This window comes from Vreelandella indica (assembly GCF_037070225.1).
Taxonomy (GTDB): Bacteria; Pseudomonadota; Gammaproteobacteria; order Pseudomonadales; family Halomonadaceae; genus Vreelandella; species Vreelandella arctica.
Genome location: NZ_JBANSO010000003.1, coordinates 119,147 through 133,665 on the forward strand (window position 1 = coordinate 119,147; position 14,519 = coordinate 133,665).

13 protein-coding genes and 1 pseudogene are annotated in these 14,519 nt (G+C 57.7%); 8 read left to right on the forward strand and 6 right to left on the reverse strand.

The genetic code is table 11. The features are described 5' to 3' along the window. Positions 1 to 57 precede the first annotated feature (57 nt). Positions 58 to 786 (reverse strand): CDP-alcohol phosphatidyltransferase family protein, encoded by a 729-nt coding sequence (locus tag V8L71_RS03135; protein WP_101145948.1) that lies wholly within the window; start codon positions 784 to 786, stop codon positions 58 to 60. On the opposite strand from V8L71_RS03135, the gene V8L71_RS03140 reads away from it, so the two are divergent. From V8L71_RS03140 to V8L71_RS03160, 5 genes and pseudogenes are all read left to right on the forward strand, one after another. After that, positions 758 to 940 carry a hypothetical protein gene (locus V8L71_RS03140; protein ID WP_008958248.1) on the forward strand — a complete coding sequence of 61 codons (183 nt, stop codon included), beginning with the start codon at positions 758 to 760 and terminating at the stop codon, positions 938 to 940. The genes V8L71_RS03135 and V8L71_RS03140 overlap by 29 nt on opposite strands. A gap of 208 nt (positions 941 to 1,148) precedes the next feature. Next, positions 1,149 to 2,168 (forward strand): zinc-dependent alcohol dehydrogenase, encoded by a 1,020-nt coding sequence (locus tag V8L71_RS03145; protein WP_336273177.1) that lies wholly within the window; start codon positions 1,149 to 1,151, stop codon positions 2,166 to 2,168. 33 nt (positions 2,169 to 2,201) lie between these two features. Continuing rightward, complete coding sequence (locus tag V8L71_RS03150; RefSeq protein WP_035559443.1) at positions 2,202 to 2,600, forward strand: 6-pyruvoyl trahydropterin synthase family protein; 399 nt, start codon at positions 2,202 to 2,204, stop codon at positions 2,598 to 2,600. Continuing rightward, positions 2,597 to 4,561 carry a glycosyltransferase gene (locus V8L71_RS03155; protein ID WP_336273178.1) on the forward strand — a complete coding sequence of 655 codons (1,965 nt, stop codon included), beginning with the start codon at positions 2,597 to 2,599 and terminating at the stop codon, positions 4,559 to 4,561. Before V8L71_RS03150 ends, V8L71_RS03155 begins: the two co-directional genes overlap by 4 nt. A gap of 4 nt (positions 4,562 to 4,565) precedes the next feature. Then, a pseudogene (locus V8L71_RS03160) lies at positions 4,566 to 5,501 on the forward strand (lysylphosphatidylglycerol synthase transmembrane domain-containing protein); the annotation flags it as partial. A 60-nt stretch (positions 5,502 to 5,561) separates the two neighbouring features. Here V8L71_RS03160 and V8L71_RS03165 read toward each other — a convergent pair. Then, complete coding sequence (locus V8L71_RS03165) at positions 5,562 to 6,392, reverse strand: RibD family protein (protein WP_336273218.1); 831 nt, start codon at positions 6,390 to 6,392, stop codon at positions 5,562 to 5,564. 148 nt (positions 6,393 to 6,540) lie between these two features. Here V8L71_RS03165 and ribA point away from each other — a divergent pair, with 148 nt between their 5' ends. Further along, entirely contained in the window at positions 6,541 to 7,644 is a 1,104-nt protein-coding gene (gene ribA / locus V8L71_RS03170; RefSeq protein WP_336273179.1) for a GTP cyclohydrolase II RibA, read from the forward strand. Positions 7,645 to 7,692: 48 nt separating this feature from the next. On the opposite strand, the gene V8L71_RS03175 is transcribed toward ribA, so the two are convergent. The 3 genes from V8L71_RS03175 to V8L71_RS03185 are packed head-to-tail and all read right to left on the reverse strand — an operon-like array spanning position 7,693 to position 10,894. After that, positions 7,693 to 8,466, reverse strand: a complete 774-nt coding sequence (locus V8L71_RS03175) for a creatininase family protein (protein ID WP_336273180.1) — start codon at positions 8,464 to 8,466, stop codon at positions 7,693 to 7,695. Positions 8,467 to 8,487: 21 nt separating this feature from the next. After that, a complete protein-coding gene (locus tag V8L71_RS03180; protein ID WP_336273181.1) occupies positions 8,488 to 9,327 on the reverse strand; it encodes an FkbM family methyltransferase in 840 nt (279 codons plus the stop codon). Then, the gene (locus V8L71_RS03185) at positions 9,317 to 10,894 is read right to left on the reverse strand and encodes an OpgD/OpgG family glucan biosynthesis protein (protein WP_336273182.1); all 1,578 of its coding nucleotides are present in this window, start codon (positions 10,892 to 10,894) and stop codon (positions 9,317 to 9,319) included. The genes V8L71_RS03180 and V8L71_RS03185 overlap by 11 nt, the downstream gene beginning before the upstream one ends. Before the next feature lie 226 nt (positions 10,895 to 11,120). Here V8L71_RS03185 and V8L71_RS03190 point away from each other — a divergent pair, with 226 nt between their 5' ends. Next, entirely contained in the window at positions 11,121 to 12,749 is a 1,629-nt protein-coding gene (locus tag V8L71_RS03190; protein ID WP_336273183.1) for an alkaline phosphatase family protein, read from the forward strand. Next, entirely contained in the window at positions 12,746 to 14,155 is a 1,410-nt protein-coding gene (locus V8L71_RS03195) for a mannose-1-phosphate guanylyltransferase/mannose-6-phosphate isomerase (protein ID WP_336273184.1), read from the forward strand. Before V8L71_RS03190 ends, V8L71_RS03195 begins: the two co-directional genes overlap by 4 nt. 7 nt (positions 14,156 to 14,162) lie before the next feature. On the opposite strand, the gene V8L71_RS03200 is transcribed toward V8L71_RS03195, so the two are convergent. Continuing rightward, entirely contained in the window at positions 14,163 to 14,513 is a 351-nt protein-coding gene (locus tag V8L71_RS03200) for a DUF4870 family protein (protein ID WP_101145964.1), read from the reverse strand. Positions 14,514 to 14,519: the final 6 nt, after the last annotated feature.

Sequence of the window (14,519 nt, forward strand, 5' to 3'; positions counted from 1 at the left end):
GCTTATCCAAGCATTTATCGCTAAGCTGCGAAATGGCTCCCTAGAAGACGCAGTGCATTAGTAGCGGCGTGTTTTTCGTGACAGCCACCAAACGTCAATGCCAAATGAATATAGCAATGAAAGCAACGCACTAATGGCCAGCAGGCTGGCAACAAGGTGGGAGGTAAGTGGCGTTAACGCCAACAGCAGCGCAACCACCTGCCAGACACATACGGCTTTACGGCGAAAGCTTTCGAACAGCGGTTCTGCAAGCCAGGGGAACGGCCAACTGGCGGCCACAAACAGGTAACGCATCCCCCCAATCATCAGTACCCACAGGCCCAGAGACTCTAACCGCAGCAATCCTGCGCAAAGCAGCAATATCAGTAGGGCATCCAGCTCCATGTCAAAGCGCGCACCGAACAGTGAGTGGCTTTTGGTGCGCCTGGCAATCCAGCCATCAACGCCATCCAACAGGAGAGCGATCACCGCAATTGCCAACCACTGCCAGATGACCTCTACAAACGCATTGGCAGCGAGCGCACCTGCCAGCAGCGCGACTAATACCGCGCGGGCCAGCGTTACCCGGTTTGCCCAACCCAGTGAACCGTGGGTCCAGAACACCATCACTAAGATAGATATAAACGTGTAGAAGGCCGAGGCAACCCACCAGTTAGCCGAGGTAGCCATTAATTGCGGTAATGCTTTACCCACAGCCATCAGCACCAAGCCGCCCAGCAGTAGCTCTGCAGCGCTATAAAGCCGTTTGGGTAGTGTCATGGATGAGGCATTTGAAAAAAACGGCATGGTGGCTCACGAAGCGGCATCGCTGTCCGCGGTTGAAATAAATGATGCAAGTATTTTTATATGTACCATTCTTGTAGAAGAAGGTAGGGTTGTCTATATGATCAAGGAAAATAGCCTAGTTAGCTTTAAGTGTTGCACATTGTTAATCGAATAATTTCTTTTCAACCGCTACGCTAAAGATGGTGAGCCATTAATGACTGTTCTGCATGGGGCCATTCAAGAGGTGGCCGTCCAGTATGGTAAGGGGCCAAGTCACATAACGAGCAACCTCGCCTTAATGTGCAGCGCCATGGCCCCACGCTACTTTCAATGGAATGAAATAGAGCTCGGTTTAGTCGAGCTTGTAACGAAAAGGATCGCTCATGTCGACGCCTGATGATGTTGGCAATAAACAGGACGCTGGCAAAAGCCGCTGCGCCACCGCCTTCTGGGTGACCAGCCCAGCCCAAGGCGAGCTGCGGGGTGAGCCTCTGGCGACGCCCGCTCAGGATGAAGTGCAGGTGCGTACCTTGTACAGCGGTATTAGCCGTGGCACCGAATCGCTGGTGTTTAACGGTCGCGTGCCCGAAAGCGAATTTTCGCGCATGCGCGCCCCTTTTCAGTTGGGTGAGTTTCCCGCCCCGGTCAAGTACGGTTACTGCAGCGTTGGTCGCGTTGAACAAGGGCCAGATGCACTTTTAGATAAAACCGTCTTTTGCCTGTTCCCCCACCAGGACTACTACACCGTGCCTGCTTCAGCGGTGCTTGAAGTGCCCGCCAATGTGCCCGCTCAACGCGCCGTATTGGCCGCCAATATGGAAACGGCCATCAACGGCGTGTGGGATGCCGAGCCCATGCTGGGCGAGCGAATTTGCGTTATTGGAGCCGGTGTTGTCGGCGCGCTAGTGGCGTACCTGTGTGCCCAAGTGCCCGGCGTGGATGTGCATTTGGTCGATATCAACCCAGCGCGCCGCCAGCTCGCCGAGCAGTTAGGCGTTGCCTTCGCCACGCCTGAACAAGCCCCCCATGATCAAGATTGCGTGATCCATGCCAGCGGTCACTCGGCTGGCTTGCGCCAGGCCTTGGAGTTAGTTGGTAGTGAAGGTCGCATTATCGAAATGAGCTGGTTTGGCGAGGGCGATGTCTCGATTCCGTTGGGCGGCGCTTTTCACTCCCAGCGGCTGACGCTTAAAGCCAGCCAGGTGGGCCAACTGCCGCCAAAACTTCGCCCTCGTTGGGACTACCAGCGTCGCCTTAGGCTCGCGCTGAGCTTACTGGTGGATGAGCGGTTAGATGCACTGATCAGCGGTGAAAGCGACTTTAAACAATTGCCTACGCTTGCTAATACGCTGTTTGGGCGCGGTAGTGTTGAGCTCTGCCATCGGCTGCGATATTCCGCATAACTTGTGTTTTTAAACAATTAATCAGGAGTTTTTATGTTTCGTTTATGCGTTCGTGACCATTTTATGATTGCCCATAGCTTTAACGGCGAGATCTTTGGCCCCGCCCAACGTACCCATGGCGCCACCTATGTGGTGGATGTGGTTTTCCAGCGTCCTGAGCTGGATGAAGATGGCTTAGTGATCGATATTGGCCTTGCCAGCGAAACTGTCAAAGAGGTATTGGCAGGCTACAACTTTCAAAACCTGGATGAAGTAAGCGAATTTAAAGGTAAAAACACCACCACCGAGTTTATGGCTAAGGTGATTTTCGACCAGCTAGCCAAAGCGATCGGCGAAGGCAAAATGGGCACCACCGCCCAGGGCATTACCCATATGGAGATCAAACTGCACGAGTCTCATGTGGCCTGGGCTAGCTACGAAGGCGCGCTATGAGTCGGCGTTTTACCCTGATCGTTGCCGGTGACCCTGCTCAGCGCACCGGTGGCTATATCTACGATGCGCGTATTGTCTCGGCCCTACGTGACCAGGGCTGGGAGATTGACGTCGTGGGCTTGGCAGGCGTGTTTCCAGATGCGGACGCCGATGCGGCAGCGGCACTAGCTCAAGCGCTTGAGACACTTCCCGACCATGCGGCGGTGGTGATCGATGGCTTGGCCATGGGGGCGCTGCCTGACGTGGTTGCCCAGCATGCAACGCGGCTGGATATTACCGCGCTGCTACACCATCCCTTAGGCGATGAGCTGGGCCTTGATGAGGCTGAACAGCAGCGCTTTCATCGCAGCGAGTTAACCGCGCTTACTTCTGTGGCGCGCATTATTGTCACTAGCCATTTTACCGCTCGGCGTTTGCCGGAGCTGGCGGCATTTTATGCCATACCCATCAATGCAAGTGTTACCGTGGTGGAGCCGGGCGTGGCCCAGGCACCGGTTAGCCCAGAAGCAGAAGCTGGTGAAACGCTGCGTCTGCTGTGTGTGGCCACGTTAACGCCGCGGAAAGGGCAGGATATTCTTGTTCAAGCGCTAGCGGGTGTGGCCGGTGATCAATGGCAATGTGACTGCTATGGCGGCGCGCGAGACGCGGCGTTTACGCAACGCGTGCAACAGCTGATTGATCAGAACAGTTTGCAAAGTAGCGTGTATCTCCGTGGCGAGTGCGATAGCGAGACGTTGGAAGCGGCTTACCAACACGCGCATGCATTAGTGCTGCCTTCCTGGTATGAGGGCTATGGCATGGTGGTCACCGAAGCCCTGGCCCATGGCCTGCCGGTGATTACTACCACCGGTGGCGCGCTACGCGACACCTTGCCAGAAGGTGCCGGGTTGAGCGTTGAGCCGGGCGATGTTGTGGCGCTTCAAGACGCGTTGAGCCGATTTTGTAACGATGCAGAACTGCGCCAGAAACTGCGTCATGGCGCTGCCCAGGCCCGTGGCCAGTTAAGCGATTGGCAGGCAGCGAGCGAGGCTTTCGCCGCGGCGTTAACAGCGCAAAGCCATGCCGATATTGATTCGCTAACCTTACGCGCTGGGAGTCAGTTTGAATCCGATTGGCTAACTCTGCGTGAGGCCGCTGATTTCGCCTCACGCAGCCAGCGCCTTGCTCAGTTTGCTGTCGAGTGGTTGGAGGCACGTAGCTCAACGCCGCTGATCGCGGATCTTGGCTGTGGTCGGGGTAGTAACATGCGCTTTCTGGCCCCGCGTTTTAGCGGCCACCAGCGCTGGGAGCTGATTGATCACGATGTCCTCTTGTTAGCGCAGGCGCGCCAGCGTGCCGCCGGGTTAAGCGATAGCCAAGGGCAGCCTGTGGCCGTTGAAACGCACTGTGTATCGCTGGAGCCGATTACCGATGTACCGCTGGGCGATGCGCACCTAGTGACGGCGTCGGCGCTGCTTGATCTGGTTTCTCAGCAATGGATCGAGGCGTTAGTGGGACGCTGTGCTGAGCAGCAACAAGCGCTTCTAATCGCGCTGAGCGTGACCGGAGAGTGGCACTTTATCAATGCCCAGGGCGAGCCGGTGCTGGATGATGAAGACCACTGGCTGTTGGCTATGTTTATTGCCCACCAACAGCGCGATAAAGGCTTGGGTGATGCGCTGGGCGGTCAGGCTCAAGAGGTGTTAGTAGCTACCCTTGAAAAGGCCGATTATCGCCTTGAGCAGGACGATACCCCATGGCAACTGGCTGCTGGCAACCGTGACCAGCAGCCGCTAATGATGGCGCTGTTGGAAGGTTGGGCCGAGGCCGCCACCGAACAAGCCCCTGACGCCGCGGCACGCATTGCCAGCTGGTTGGAGCAGCGCCAGCAGGCGGTGGTCAACGGCGAGCTGGGGATTTGGGTGGGGCACCGTGATCTCTTTGCCATTCCCCCGCTTGCCAAGCCTCAGGAAGAGGCCTAAGCCGATGGGGTTTGCTCAGACGTTGTGCACCCGGCTAGGCGCGTACATTCGTCCATGTCTGCAAAGCCCATGCCTGCAAAGCCCATGGCTGCGGCGGGTGGTGATCAGTATTGCCTTGCTGGGGGCCGTGTTGTTGTGGGTCGACCCCCGGGCCATCATGGCGGAAGTGCAGCGCTTCTCGGCTGGGTGGGTAGTGCTGGCGTTAGTCATCAGTACGCTGCAGATCATGCTCTGCGCTTGGCGTTGGCAGTTTACCGCTGGGCTGATTGATGTACCGCTGCGGTTTGCTTATGCCCTGCGAGAGTACTATTTGGCGCTGCTGGTTAATCAGCTGTTGCCCGGTGGAGTGCTGGGCGACGCCGGGCGGGCACATCGTCATGCGGCTCAGGCGCAGTCACGCGGTCGCGCTTGGCGAGCGGTCATTATTGAGCGTGCCTCGGGCCAGGTGGCTGTGGTTGTGCTAACGCTCGCGGCATTACTGCTATCGCCGCTCTGGCATGCCGCGTTGGGAGTGTCAGTACTCACTGCGGTGGGCTTAGGCGTCGTGGCTGTCCTAACGGTGGTTATCGTCAGCGGCCTGCTGCTACGCCAGTATATTAGCCATCGGTTGGCACGGCTGCCGCATTGGTGCCAAGCCCTGGCGCGCGATGTTAAACGCGGCTTATGGCAGCGTAATGTATGGCCTCAGCAACTACTCTCGTCGCTGGTCATTGTACTGAGCTACGGTTTAGTGATGGTGTGTGCGGCGCGGGCAATTGGCGTTGAGCTAGCGGCATTGGATGTGCTGGCGCTGACACCGGTGCTGCTGTTGGCGATGCTGATTCCCTTTTCGGTGGCTGGATGGGGCTTGCGGGAAGGCGCTGCGGCTGGGGTCTGGGCGCTGGTAGGACTGCCGCCCGCCCAAGGAGTGGCGGTGTCGTTGGCCTACGGTGTGCTGGTGCTGCTGGCGAGCCTACCGGGTATTTGGGTGGCGCTAAGCCGTCGCGTGAAAGCGCAGCCCTCAGGCGGTGGTATCCCGCAGATGCAGGTCGAACAGCGTGTCGTCGCCACAGCGGAAGGTACGCGTGGGCGGGCGCAGCGCACTCTCAAGCGTCTGGATGGGCGTCATTTGAAGCCCTGGCCTGCCGGAGCCGATCAGCAGCGGAGCGACCAGCAGGTGCAGCCGGTCAACGGCGCCCGCTTCGATAAACTGAGACACCGTGATGCCGCCGCCTTCAATCAACACGCGGGGCAGGCCCTTATCGGCCAGCAGGGTAATGACATCAAGCGGGTTGAACTGCCCGTTGGTGCCCAGCGGCAGTACGCAGTGCTGAACGTGGTCAGGCAGCGTCGTGTTAGCTATCCCCGGCCCTACCACCAGCAGTGTCGGCGCCGCGTCGTTGTTAAGCAGCGCCAAGTCCCTGGGAATGCGGCCGCGTGGATCAAGCACCACCCGCGTCGGGTGGTCGCCGCTCACGTGGCGCACGGTCAACTGCGGGTTGTCGGCGCTGGCGGTACCCGCGCCGACGACCACAGCATCGACCAGGGCGCGCAGGCGGTGCAAGTGAACCAGACTTTCATGGCCATTGATGTAGTGGGAGTGGCCGCTCTCCGTGGCGATGCGGCCATCCATGCTCTGTCCCAGTTGCGCCACTACCCAAGTCGGTCGACTAGCCAGCGGAGTCAGGCAGTCAAGCAACTCCCCCGCCTCAGCGGTGACGCTTTGGGCTGTTTGCCACTCGCCGGTTGGCGTCAAGGTGATCGCGATATCGCAAGAGTGCCGATGACGCAACGCCAACAGCCACTCCCAGGCATCGGCCAGTGCAATTGTGCTGATATGGGGAGTGGGCATAACGCCTCCGTGCTAAAAAATCCGTTTCATCATGCGGGCGCTATTGGGTCAAGAGCAAGCAGTTCAGGGCAACCATTAGTTCAGTTTAAAACAAATAGCTCAGCGCAAGCGTGCGCCATCCCCCTTGTAAGGAAGCCAGGAGGCCTACATGTACCAGATTGAACGCGCTATTTTCGATATCCGTCGTGGATTGCCCGTGGTGGTGAATGCTGGTGAGCAACGTTTGCTCGTTCAGGCACTGGAAGGCAGTGATTCAGTCGAAGCGCTTGCCCTATTAGCGGGCGAGAGACCTTCGCTGGTGCTCACTCGTCACCGTCTGACGGCGATGGGTGTGAGCTTAACCGCTGAGGCCGCCAGCCTGCCGCTGCCAGCTCACATTAGCACCAATGAGTTACATGGTTTGGCCACGTCGGAAACGCCCCCTCAACCTGCCGGTGGAGAGCTCAGCGGGCTAACGCCCGCAGGGCTAGCTGAACTAGGCGCCGTGACACTAATGCGCCGCGCCTTGCTGATCCCCGCAGCGCTGTGTGCCTTTGTTAGCGAAGAGGCCACCGCAGCGATTGAGCAGCAGTTGGCAGAAGGGCGCCTGCTGCAAGTCAGCGCTGAAGACGCGGCCCAGTGCCTTGCCGGGGCGCCGGGTATGCTCAAGCGGGTGAGCGAAGCGAATATCCCCCTTGAGGATGCCGCCGACAGCCGCTTTGTGCTCTTCCGTGAGCCGGACGGTCTGCGCGAGCACGTTGCGGTGGTGATCGGCAAGCCGGAACGTTGGGAAAGCGCGGTGCCGCTACGCCTGCACTCGGCGTGCTTAACCGGTGACCTGTTTGGCAGTTTGCGCTGTGACTGCGGCGAGCAATTACGCAACGCAGTCGCGGATATTCAGGCCATGGGCGGCGGTGTGCTGCTCTATTTGGCGCAAGAGGGCCGGGGCATTGGCTTAGCCAATAAGCTGCGTGCCTATACCTTGCAAGATGGTGGGCTGGATACCGTGGATGCGGATCAAGTGCTCGGTTTTGGTGACGATGAGCGCCAGTACGCGGTGGCGGTAGATATGCTCAACGCCCTTGATATTGAGCAAGTGCAGCTGCTGACCAACAACCCGCTGAAAATGGAAGCGCTGCGCCAGGGGGGTATCGAGGTGGTTTCACGCCAAGCGCTGTACGGGAGCGTTACCGATCATAACCAGCGCTATCTAAACGCCAAGGCCACCCGCGGCGGGCATCTGTTAGAAGACGTACTAAGCGGGCAGCGTTAACCGCCGCAAACGGTCGCGAGCTCAAGCTGCTCCAATCGTGAAGTGGTTTTAGTTAGTTAGCGGCGGTAGGTGGGCAGTTTCTGTCACGACTGCCGCTAACTGGCGGGCATAATGCATTACCAGCCGCTCGCCTAATTCGGCGCTGGCGTGGCTGGCATCACCGGCCACGCCATGGGCGCTTAAATCTTCTGCTAACCAGGCAAACGCTGCGGCGCCCTCTGCACTCACTAAAGCATCGTCAGCGGGCGCCGCAGGCGGTGTGGCTTGATAGTTATCGAGCTGAACGAGCGTGGGGGCTAAGTATTGCATCATGGCGGTTTCGAGCAGCCCACCATGTAATCCGTAGCGTAACTCTTCAAAAGCAATCGCATCTTCTAACGGTGGCAGCCGCGTGTAGGTGGCTTTTACTACGCGCATTGCATGCCGCCGCCGCAGGGTTAGCCCGGCTAAATCCATCACCGCTTTATTGCCGCCGTGGCTATTCAGCAGCACTAGGCGGCGAATGCCCGCGCGGGCCAGGCTCTCCCCATAAGCTTCTAGCGTGGCAATCGCCAATGGCGCTGGCAGGCTCAGCGTACCTGGGAAGCTGGCATGCTCGTCGCTTGCGCCAACCGCCATTGGTGGTAGGCAAATCACATCAATTGAGTGATCTAATTGCGTCAACATGGCTGCCTGCAAGCCTTCGCCAATGGTTAGGTCGGTAGCTAAAGGAAGGTGGGTGCCGTGTTGTTCAATGGCGCCGAGTACCAGCACCGCTACCGGGTCGCGTTGGGCGAACTCGGCTAACTGCGGTGCGGTGAGCGTTTGCCAGTGGTGAACCATGAAATGAAAAGCCTTTAGGGTTTAAACATTGTTGTGGATAGTGTTGTGAACATTGTTCTGAAGCAACTGATGATCCGAGCGGCAGGCGTAGAGATCGCCAGAAGCTAGCTCATCAGCGCCAGCGCTTAGCCATTCGGTCATCGCTTGCGGCGTTTGCCACTCGGCCCAACGGAAATGGCGCTGCTCTCCAGCGACCACGTTATAGCGATACTCGCCAAGACGACTTAAATGGTTAACACAGGCGTGGTTAACTGCTAATGCACCCGCCACAAACTCCACCGAAAGCGCCGCCACCGGGCTGCTTAGCCCTGCCAGCACTTCTGCTTCAAAGCCTTCAACGTCAATCTTGATAAAGCTGGGCTCACCATACTCTTCAATTAACGTATCCAGCGTGGTGACCGGTACCCGCAAGCGCTGTTCCCAGCGCACTTGGCTAAAGCCTGCATTGCGCTCGCCAATCTGTTCGCGCCATTCTGTGGCCAGGGTGGAAAGCGTCGGGTTGCCGGTGCTAATAGCGATGTCGGCAAAGCCCTCTGTTGGACCAGCCGCCATGGGGAGCAGCGTGATGCTTTTCGGCCTAACCAATCGCTTAAACCACTTGGCGAGATCGGGCTGGGGCTCCAGGGCAATCACTTTTGCGCCTAGTGCATGAAAAGCCGCGCTGCGGTCACCTAAGTGAGCGCCAATATCGAACGCGACAGCACCGGGCTGAATAAACGGCTGGTAAAGGCGCTGAAGCCCCCGCTGACGCCCCGGGCGCCAATAAATGAATAGCGAGCGGGCGAGCCCGCCCGCGCTCCGCAGCCGTTGCAGCGCCATGCGCCGCATTAGGCGTGTTCCCTGAACCTCTTTATCCGGCATCGGGGTACCAGACGTAATTCCATGTTTCACTAACGGGGTCGTCGTTCAGCATGAGTCGCAGGCGAACATCACTGGGTTGGTCGCTTGCGGGCAGCCGAAAGCTCGCTCGCCAGCCGCCATTGGGGAGTGCGGTTACCTGGGGCAGTTGTACCTCGCCCTGGTGGGTGCTGATATCCAGCTCGACAGGTTGGTCGGCGGTGATATCCTCAAGCGCTCCGCCCTGGAAGTCGACAATGAACTGACGCTCCCCTGGCGTCGCCGAGTCCTCTTGCCCCGGCACGCCGGCACTGCCATGGCGGGTGCGGATCACACGGCCAAGGTGGTGCTCTTCCGGCTGCGTGTTGAGCGTGTGCGTCAGGTAGTGGAGGCGACGGGATTCGCCAGCATTTAACGCATCATCCGCGACCCAGTAAGCAACGATATTGTCGTGAGTTTCATCGGGTGTCGGAATTTCGACCAGTTCCACGTGGCCCGGCCCCCACGCATCTAACGGTACCACCCACTGACTGGGGCGGCGGTGGTATTGGGCTTCGATATCCAGGTAGCGGTTAAAGTCACGCTCCCGCTGCATCAAGCCAAATCCTTGAGGAGAGCTATCAGCAAAAGTCGAGGTGCGTAGCTGTGTTGGGTTGGTGAGCGGGCGCCAGATCCACTCGTCGTTACCGGTATGCATCAGCAGGCCGTCGGAGTCATGTACCTGGGGGCGGAAATCATCGGGACGCTCACGGCTTGCCTCGCCGTAAGTGAACATACTGGTGAGCGGCGCAACCCCCAGCTTGGCAATGTCTTCGCGGGCAAACAGTTCCGCTTCCACCTCTACCTGCGTTTTTTCACCGGGTTCAATAATAAATCGATAGGCACCGCTGACAGAGGGGCTGTCCATTAACGCTAATAGCTCAATCTGTTTGGCGTCTGCGCTGGGTTTATAAAGCCAAAATTCGCGAAACGCCGGAAACTCCTCACCTTCAGACGAGGCGGTGTCGATCGCTAGCCCGCGGGTGGATAGTCCGTATGCTTGGTTGCGCCCCACTATGCGGAAGTAGCTGGCACCGAGAAAAACGGCAAACTCGTCGGCGTACTCTTCATTATTTAGGGGGTAATGCAGACGAAACCCGGCGTGGTCACTGCCGGATAAATCGTGCTCTTTCAGCTTTTCGGCATTGCCATCATAGGAGTAGTCTTCCGCCGAAAAGGGAAGCGGGGAGGCTGTGTCGTTTTCGATCACATTGAGTGCAACCGGGGTTTGAAAGAGAAAGCCGCTGTGAAATAGCTGGAGGCTAAAGGGACTCTCATTGCGCCAATAGGCGTGATCAGGATCAAAGCGAATTTGCCGGTAGGTATCGTAATTGAGTTCACGTAATACCTCAGGCAGCGTCTCTTCAGGGGCTTGATAAGGCGCTTCAGCAAGCTGCTGGGCGCGCTCAATGACGGCGCTGAAATGTTTGTCGTCGTCGGCATAGGCGGTTGAAGCCACTGCACAGCCGAGTGCAACTATCCATTTACTCGCTATCCACTTACCAGCTTGCCAATTACCAACCTGCCACCTGCAAACACGGCTAAAACGCATGGGCGAAATCCTTATCGAGTGAAGGCCTGCAAAACGTTTGGCAATAAGCCAAGCAGTACGTGAAATTTTTACACAATAACTATACGATTGCATGCGGACGTACAGGATTATTGCGTTCTATTCCTTGCTCTTTTCTCTTGCGCTTGGGTACACACTCTTAAAGACCGAACATGGAGAGGTCGTACTTCAGACACTGTAAGCTAAAGCAGGTACAAATGAGAATGCGATGATTCGAATATTATTAACGTCCTTACTGCTGAATGTCCTGCTCGTTGCGCCTCTATGGTGGCGGTTTGGAGAGATCGGTGCCCATTTGATCGCTTGGGAGGCGTTTATCATTGCGCCCCTTATGCTGGTGCTCCCCGTCGGTCAGGCGCGTCGTTTCGCCGGTGTTGGGTTTGTCAGTTGGATCATGTTGGCGACGGCTGTGAATTTAGGCACTGCCGCTACTCACATGGCGTTTGCCCGGCCACTCAACCTCTATCTTGACGTACCTTTGCTGCGCTCCATTTATCACTTATTAGTAGGTAATGTAGGTCAGTTTTTGGCGGTTTGCGCAATGCTGGCAGGGGCTGCCGTGCTGCTTGGTATCGCCCTAGGCTTAGTGAGACTACTACTTCCTCCCGTCACTTACTCGATTAAACGGCTGCCCGGTGTCGCTGCGTTGACGCTATTAGTCATTGCCACCATCGGTACCGCACTTGAACTTAACGGTGTGCGGCTGGTGGATAGCGCCCGTTTGCCGATGGTCAACAGCACACGGTTTCAATGGCAGCAAATGGCCGATACTCACGCCGCGCGCTTGGCCTTTACCGCGCAATTGGAGGCAGCGCCGCTGGAGAGTCAGCGGTTACCTGGGCTCAAAGGACACAATGTGCTGCTCACCTTTATTGAGTCTTATGGCGTCTCTGCGCTGGATAATCCCCGTTATGCGGACGTTCTGCTGCCGACCCTTGCCGATATGCAGCAGCGGCTAGAGGAGCGCGAGCTTCATGTTGTCTCCGGGTTGTTGGCATCGCCGATTCGTGGCGGGCAATCCTGGCTTGCCCACGCAACGGCGCTCAGCGGGCGTTGGATTGATAACCAGCTTTGGTATCAATTGATGCTAGACAGCGGCCACTCCACCTTGATTGATGATTTCAGCGCTACCGGCCAGCGGACCTTGGCAGTCATGCCCGCTATTACCCTGGCGTGGCCGGAAGGGGAGGCCTACGGCTTCGATCAAATTGCCGCGGCAAAGGGTATCGACTATGCCGGGCCTGCGCTCAACTGGGTGACCATGCCCGATCAGTTCACCCTCGACTATACTCAGCGCCATTTGCTGGGTGAGTCGCCGGTGTTTGCCCAACTGGCATTAATCTCTAGCCATGCCCCCTGGACGCCTATTCTGCCGGTGATTGAAGAGTGGTCTTTGATTGGGGATGGCAGCATTTTTGCGCCCTGGGAGAACGCTGGCGACCCGCCAGAAGTACTGTGGCAGGACATTGAACGTATTCGCGACCACTATGCCTGGTCGGTGGACTACTCTGTAAAAGTGGCCGGACGCTGGGCCGAACGTGTGGTGGATGACCATACCTTGATGATAGTGCTGGGTGATCATCAGGCCGCGCCATTGATTACCGGCGACGATGCCAGCGCAGCGGTACCGGTGCATATTGTTAGCGGGAACCCGGCGCTATTGGCGCCGTTTATAGAGCGTGGCTTTATTCCCGGCACGCTACCCGCGCTGGAGCAGGCAAGTAACGCGCCCAGGATGAGCCAACTGCGCCACTGGCTGCAGGATGATTTTGGTGAGTTAGCAAATAATGCAAACACTCGCCCGGATACAAGGACGACCACAAGGACGCAGCAATGATCCAACCGGTAATTTTAAGCGGTGGCAGCGGCACACGGCTGTGGCCGCTTTCCCGAGAGCAGATGCCCAAACAATTTTTGCGCTTAACCTCGTCTCAAAGCTTACTGCAGCAAACCCTAAGCCGCTTAGCCGGGTTAACCGATGCAGCGCCGATGCTGATGGGCCACCATAGCCACCGCTTTTTAATGGCCGAACAGCTGCGCGAAATGAATCAAGCCGCCACCGTGGTGCTCGAACCTGAAGGCCGTAATACTGCGCCAGCGATTGCCTGTGCGGCGCTGCTAGCACGCCACTCAGGCGATGACCCACTGCTGCTGGTACTGCCCGCTGACCATGTGATTGGCGATGTAGAAGCTTTCCAACATAGCGTGTCACTTGCCCAGCCGTTAGCCGAAGCGGGTTATCTCGTTACCTTTGGAGTAGTCCCGACACAGCCTGAAACCGGCTATGGCTATATTGCCTGCGGCGAGCCGCTGGAAGGCGGCCATCATCTTGCGGCCTTTATTGAAAAACCCAATGCCCAGCGTGCCGCTGAACTGGTCAAAAGCGGTGATTACTTATGGAACAGCGGTATGTTTCTGCTGCGCGCCTCAAGCTATCTGGATCAATTAAAGCGGCTACAGCCGACCATGCTGGAAGCCTGCCAGGAAGCGGTTAATAGCGCACACCGCGACTTGGATTTTCTGCGCCTGGGCGAAGCAGCATTTGGCCGTTGCCCGGCTGACTCCATCGACTACGCGGTGATGGAGCGCTGTGAGCATGCCGCCGTGGTGCCCTTGGCCGCTGCGTGGAGCGATATCGGTAGTTTTGATGCGCTATGGGCAACCGTTACGCCTGACGCGGCGGGCAACGCCACCAAAGGCGATACATGGCTAACCGATACGCAGGATTCGTTGGTATTTGCCGAACACCGCCTTGTGACGACGCTGGGCGTGCAGAATCTCATCGTAGTGGAGACTTCGGATAGCGTACTGGTGGCCCACCGTGATCAGGCACAAGCCGTGAAGCACTTGGTGGCATCGCTTTCCCAGGCAGGGCGCAGCGAGCCCTGTTCGGCGCCCCAGGTGCAGCGACCTTGGGGCAGCTTTCAGGCGATGGACAGCGGCGAGCGCTATCAGGTCAAACACATTACCGTGAAGCCCGGCGGGCGGCTCTCGCTGCAGCGCCATCATCACCGCGCTGAGCACTGGGTTGTGGTGAGAGGCACAGCGCAGGTAACGCTTGAAGAGCGCAGTTTTCTGGTCAGCGAAAATCAGTCGACCTATATTCCCATCGGTGCGCTACATCGGCTGGAAAACACCGGCAAAATCCCCCTTGAGCTGATTGAAGTGCAGTCAGGGAGCTACCTGGGCGAAGATGATATCGAGCGCTTGGATGATGTTTACGCCCGAGACAACAACGAGTGAGGGTAGCTTACCAAAGCCAGCTAGCAGGGCGTGCGGGAGGGCGGCCCTTACGTACATCGATCCAACCGAGCACGCAGCGCACGCCCAACCATACCGCGAGCAGCGGCCAGAGCAGAGTGCCGATCATGACAATGCTGAGCAAAAAGGCGATGCAGGCATACAGGGTGCCGATCCAGAACGTGCGGATTAGGTAACGGTAGTGCGGCTGTAGCCACGGTGCGGCGTCTTTGCGGTAGACATAGGCGATCACCACGCCAATCAGCAGGGTGATATTGGCAGTGACAATACCCGCCAGGAATAGCGCATAAATAATCTGCGGCGGGCGTATCTCATCCCGAGATAGAACGTTTTGGGTCATCAGTAA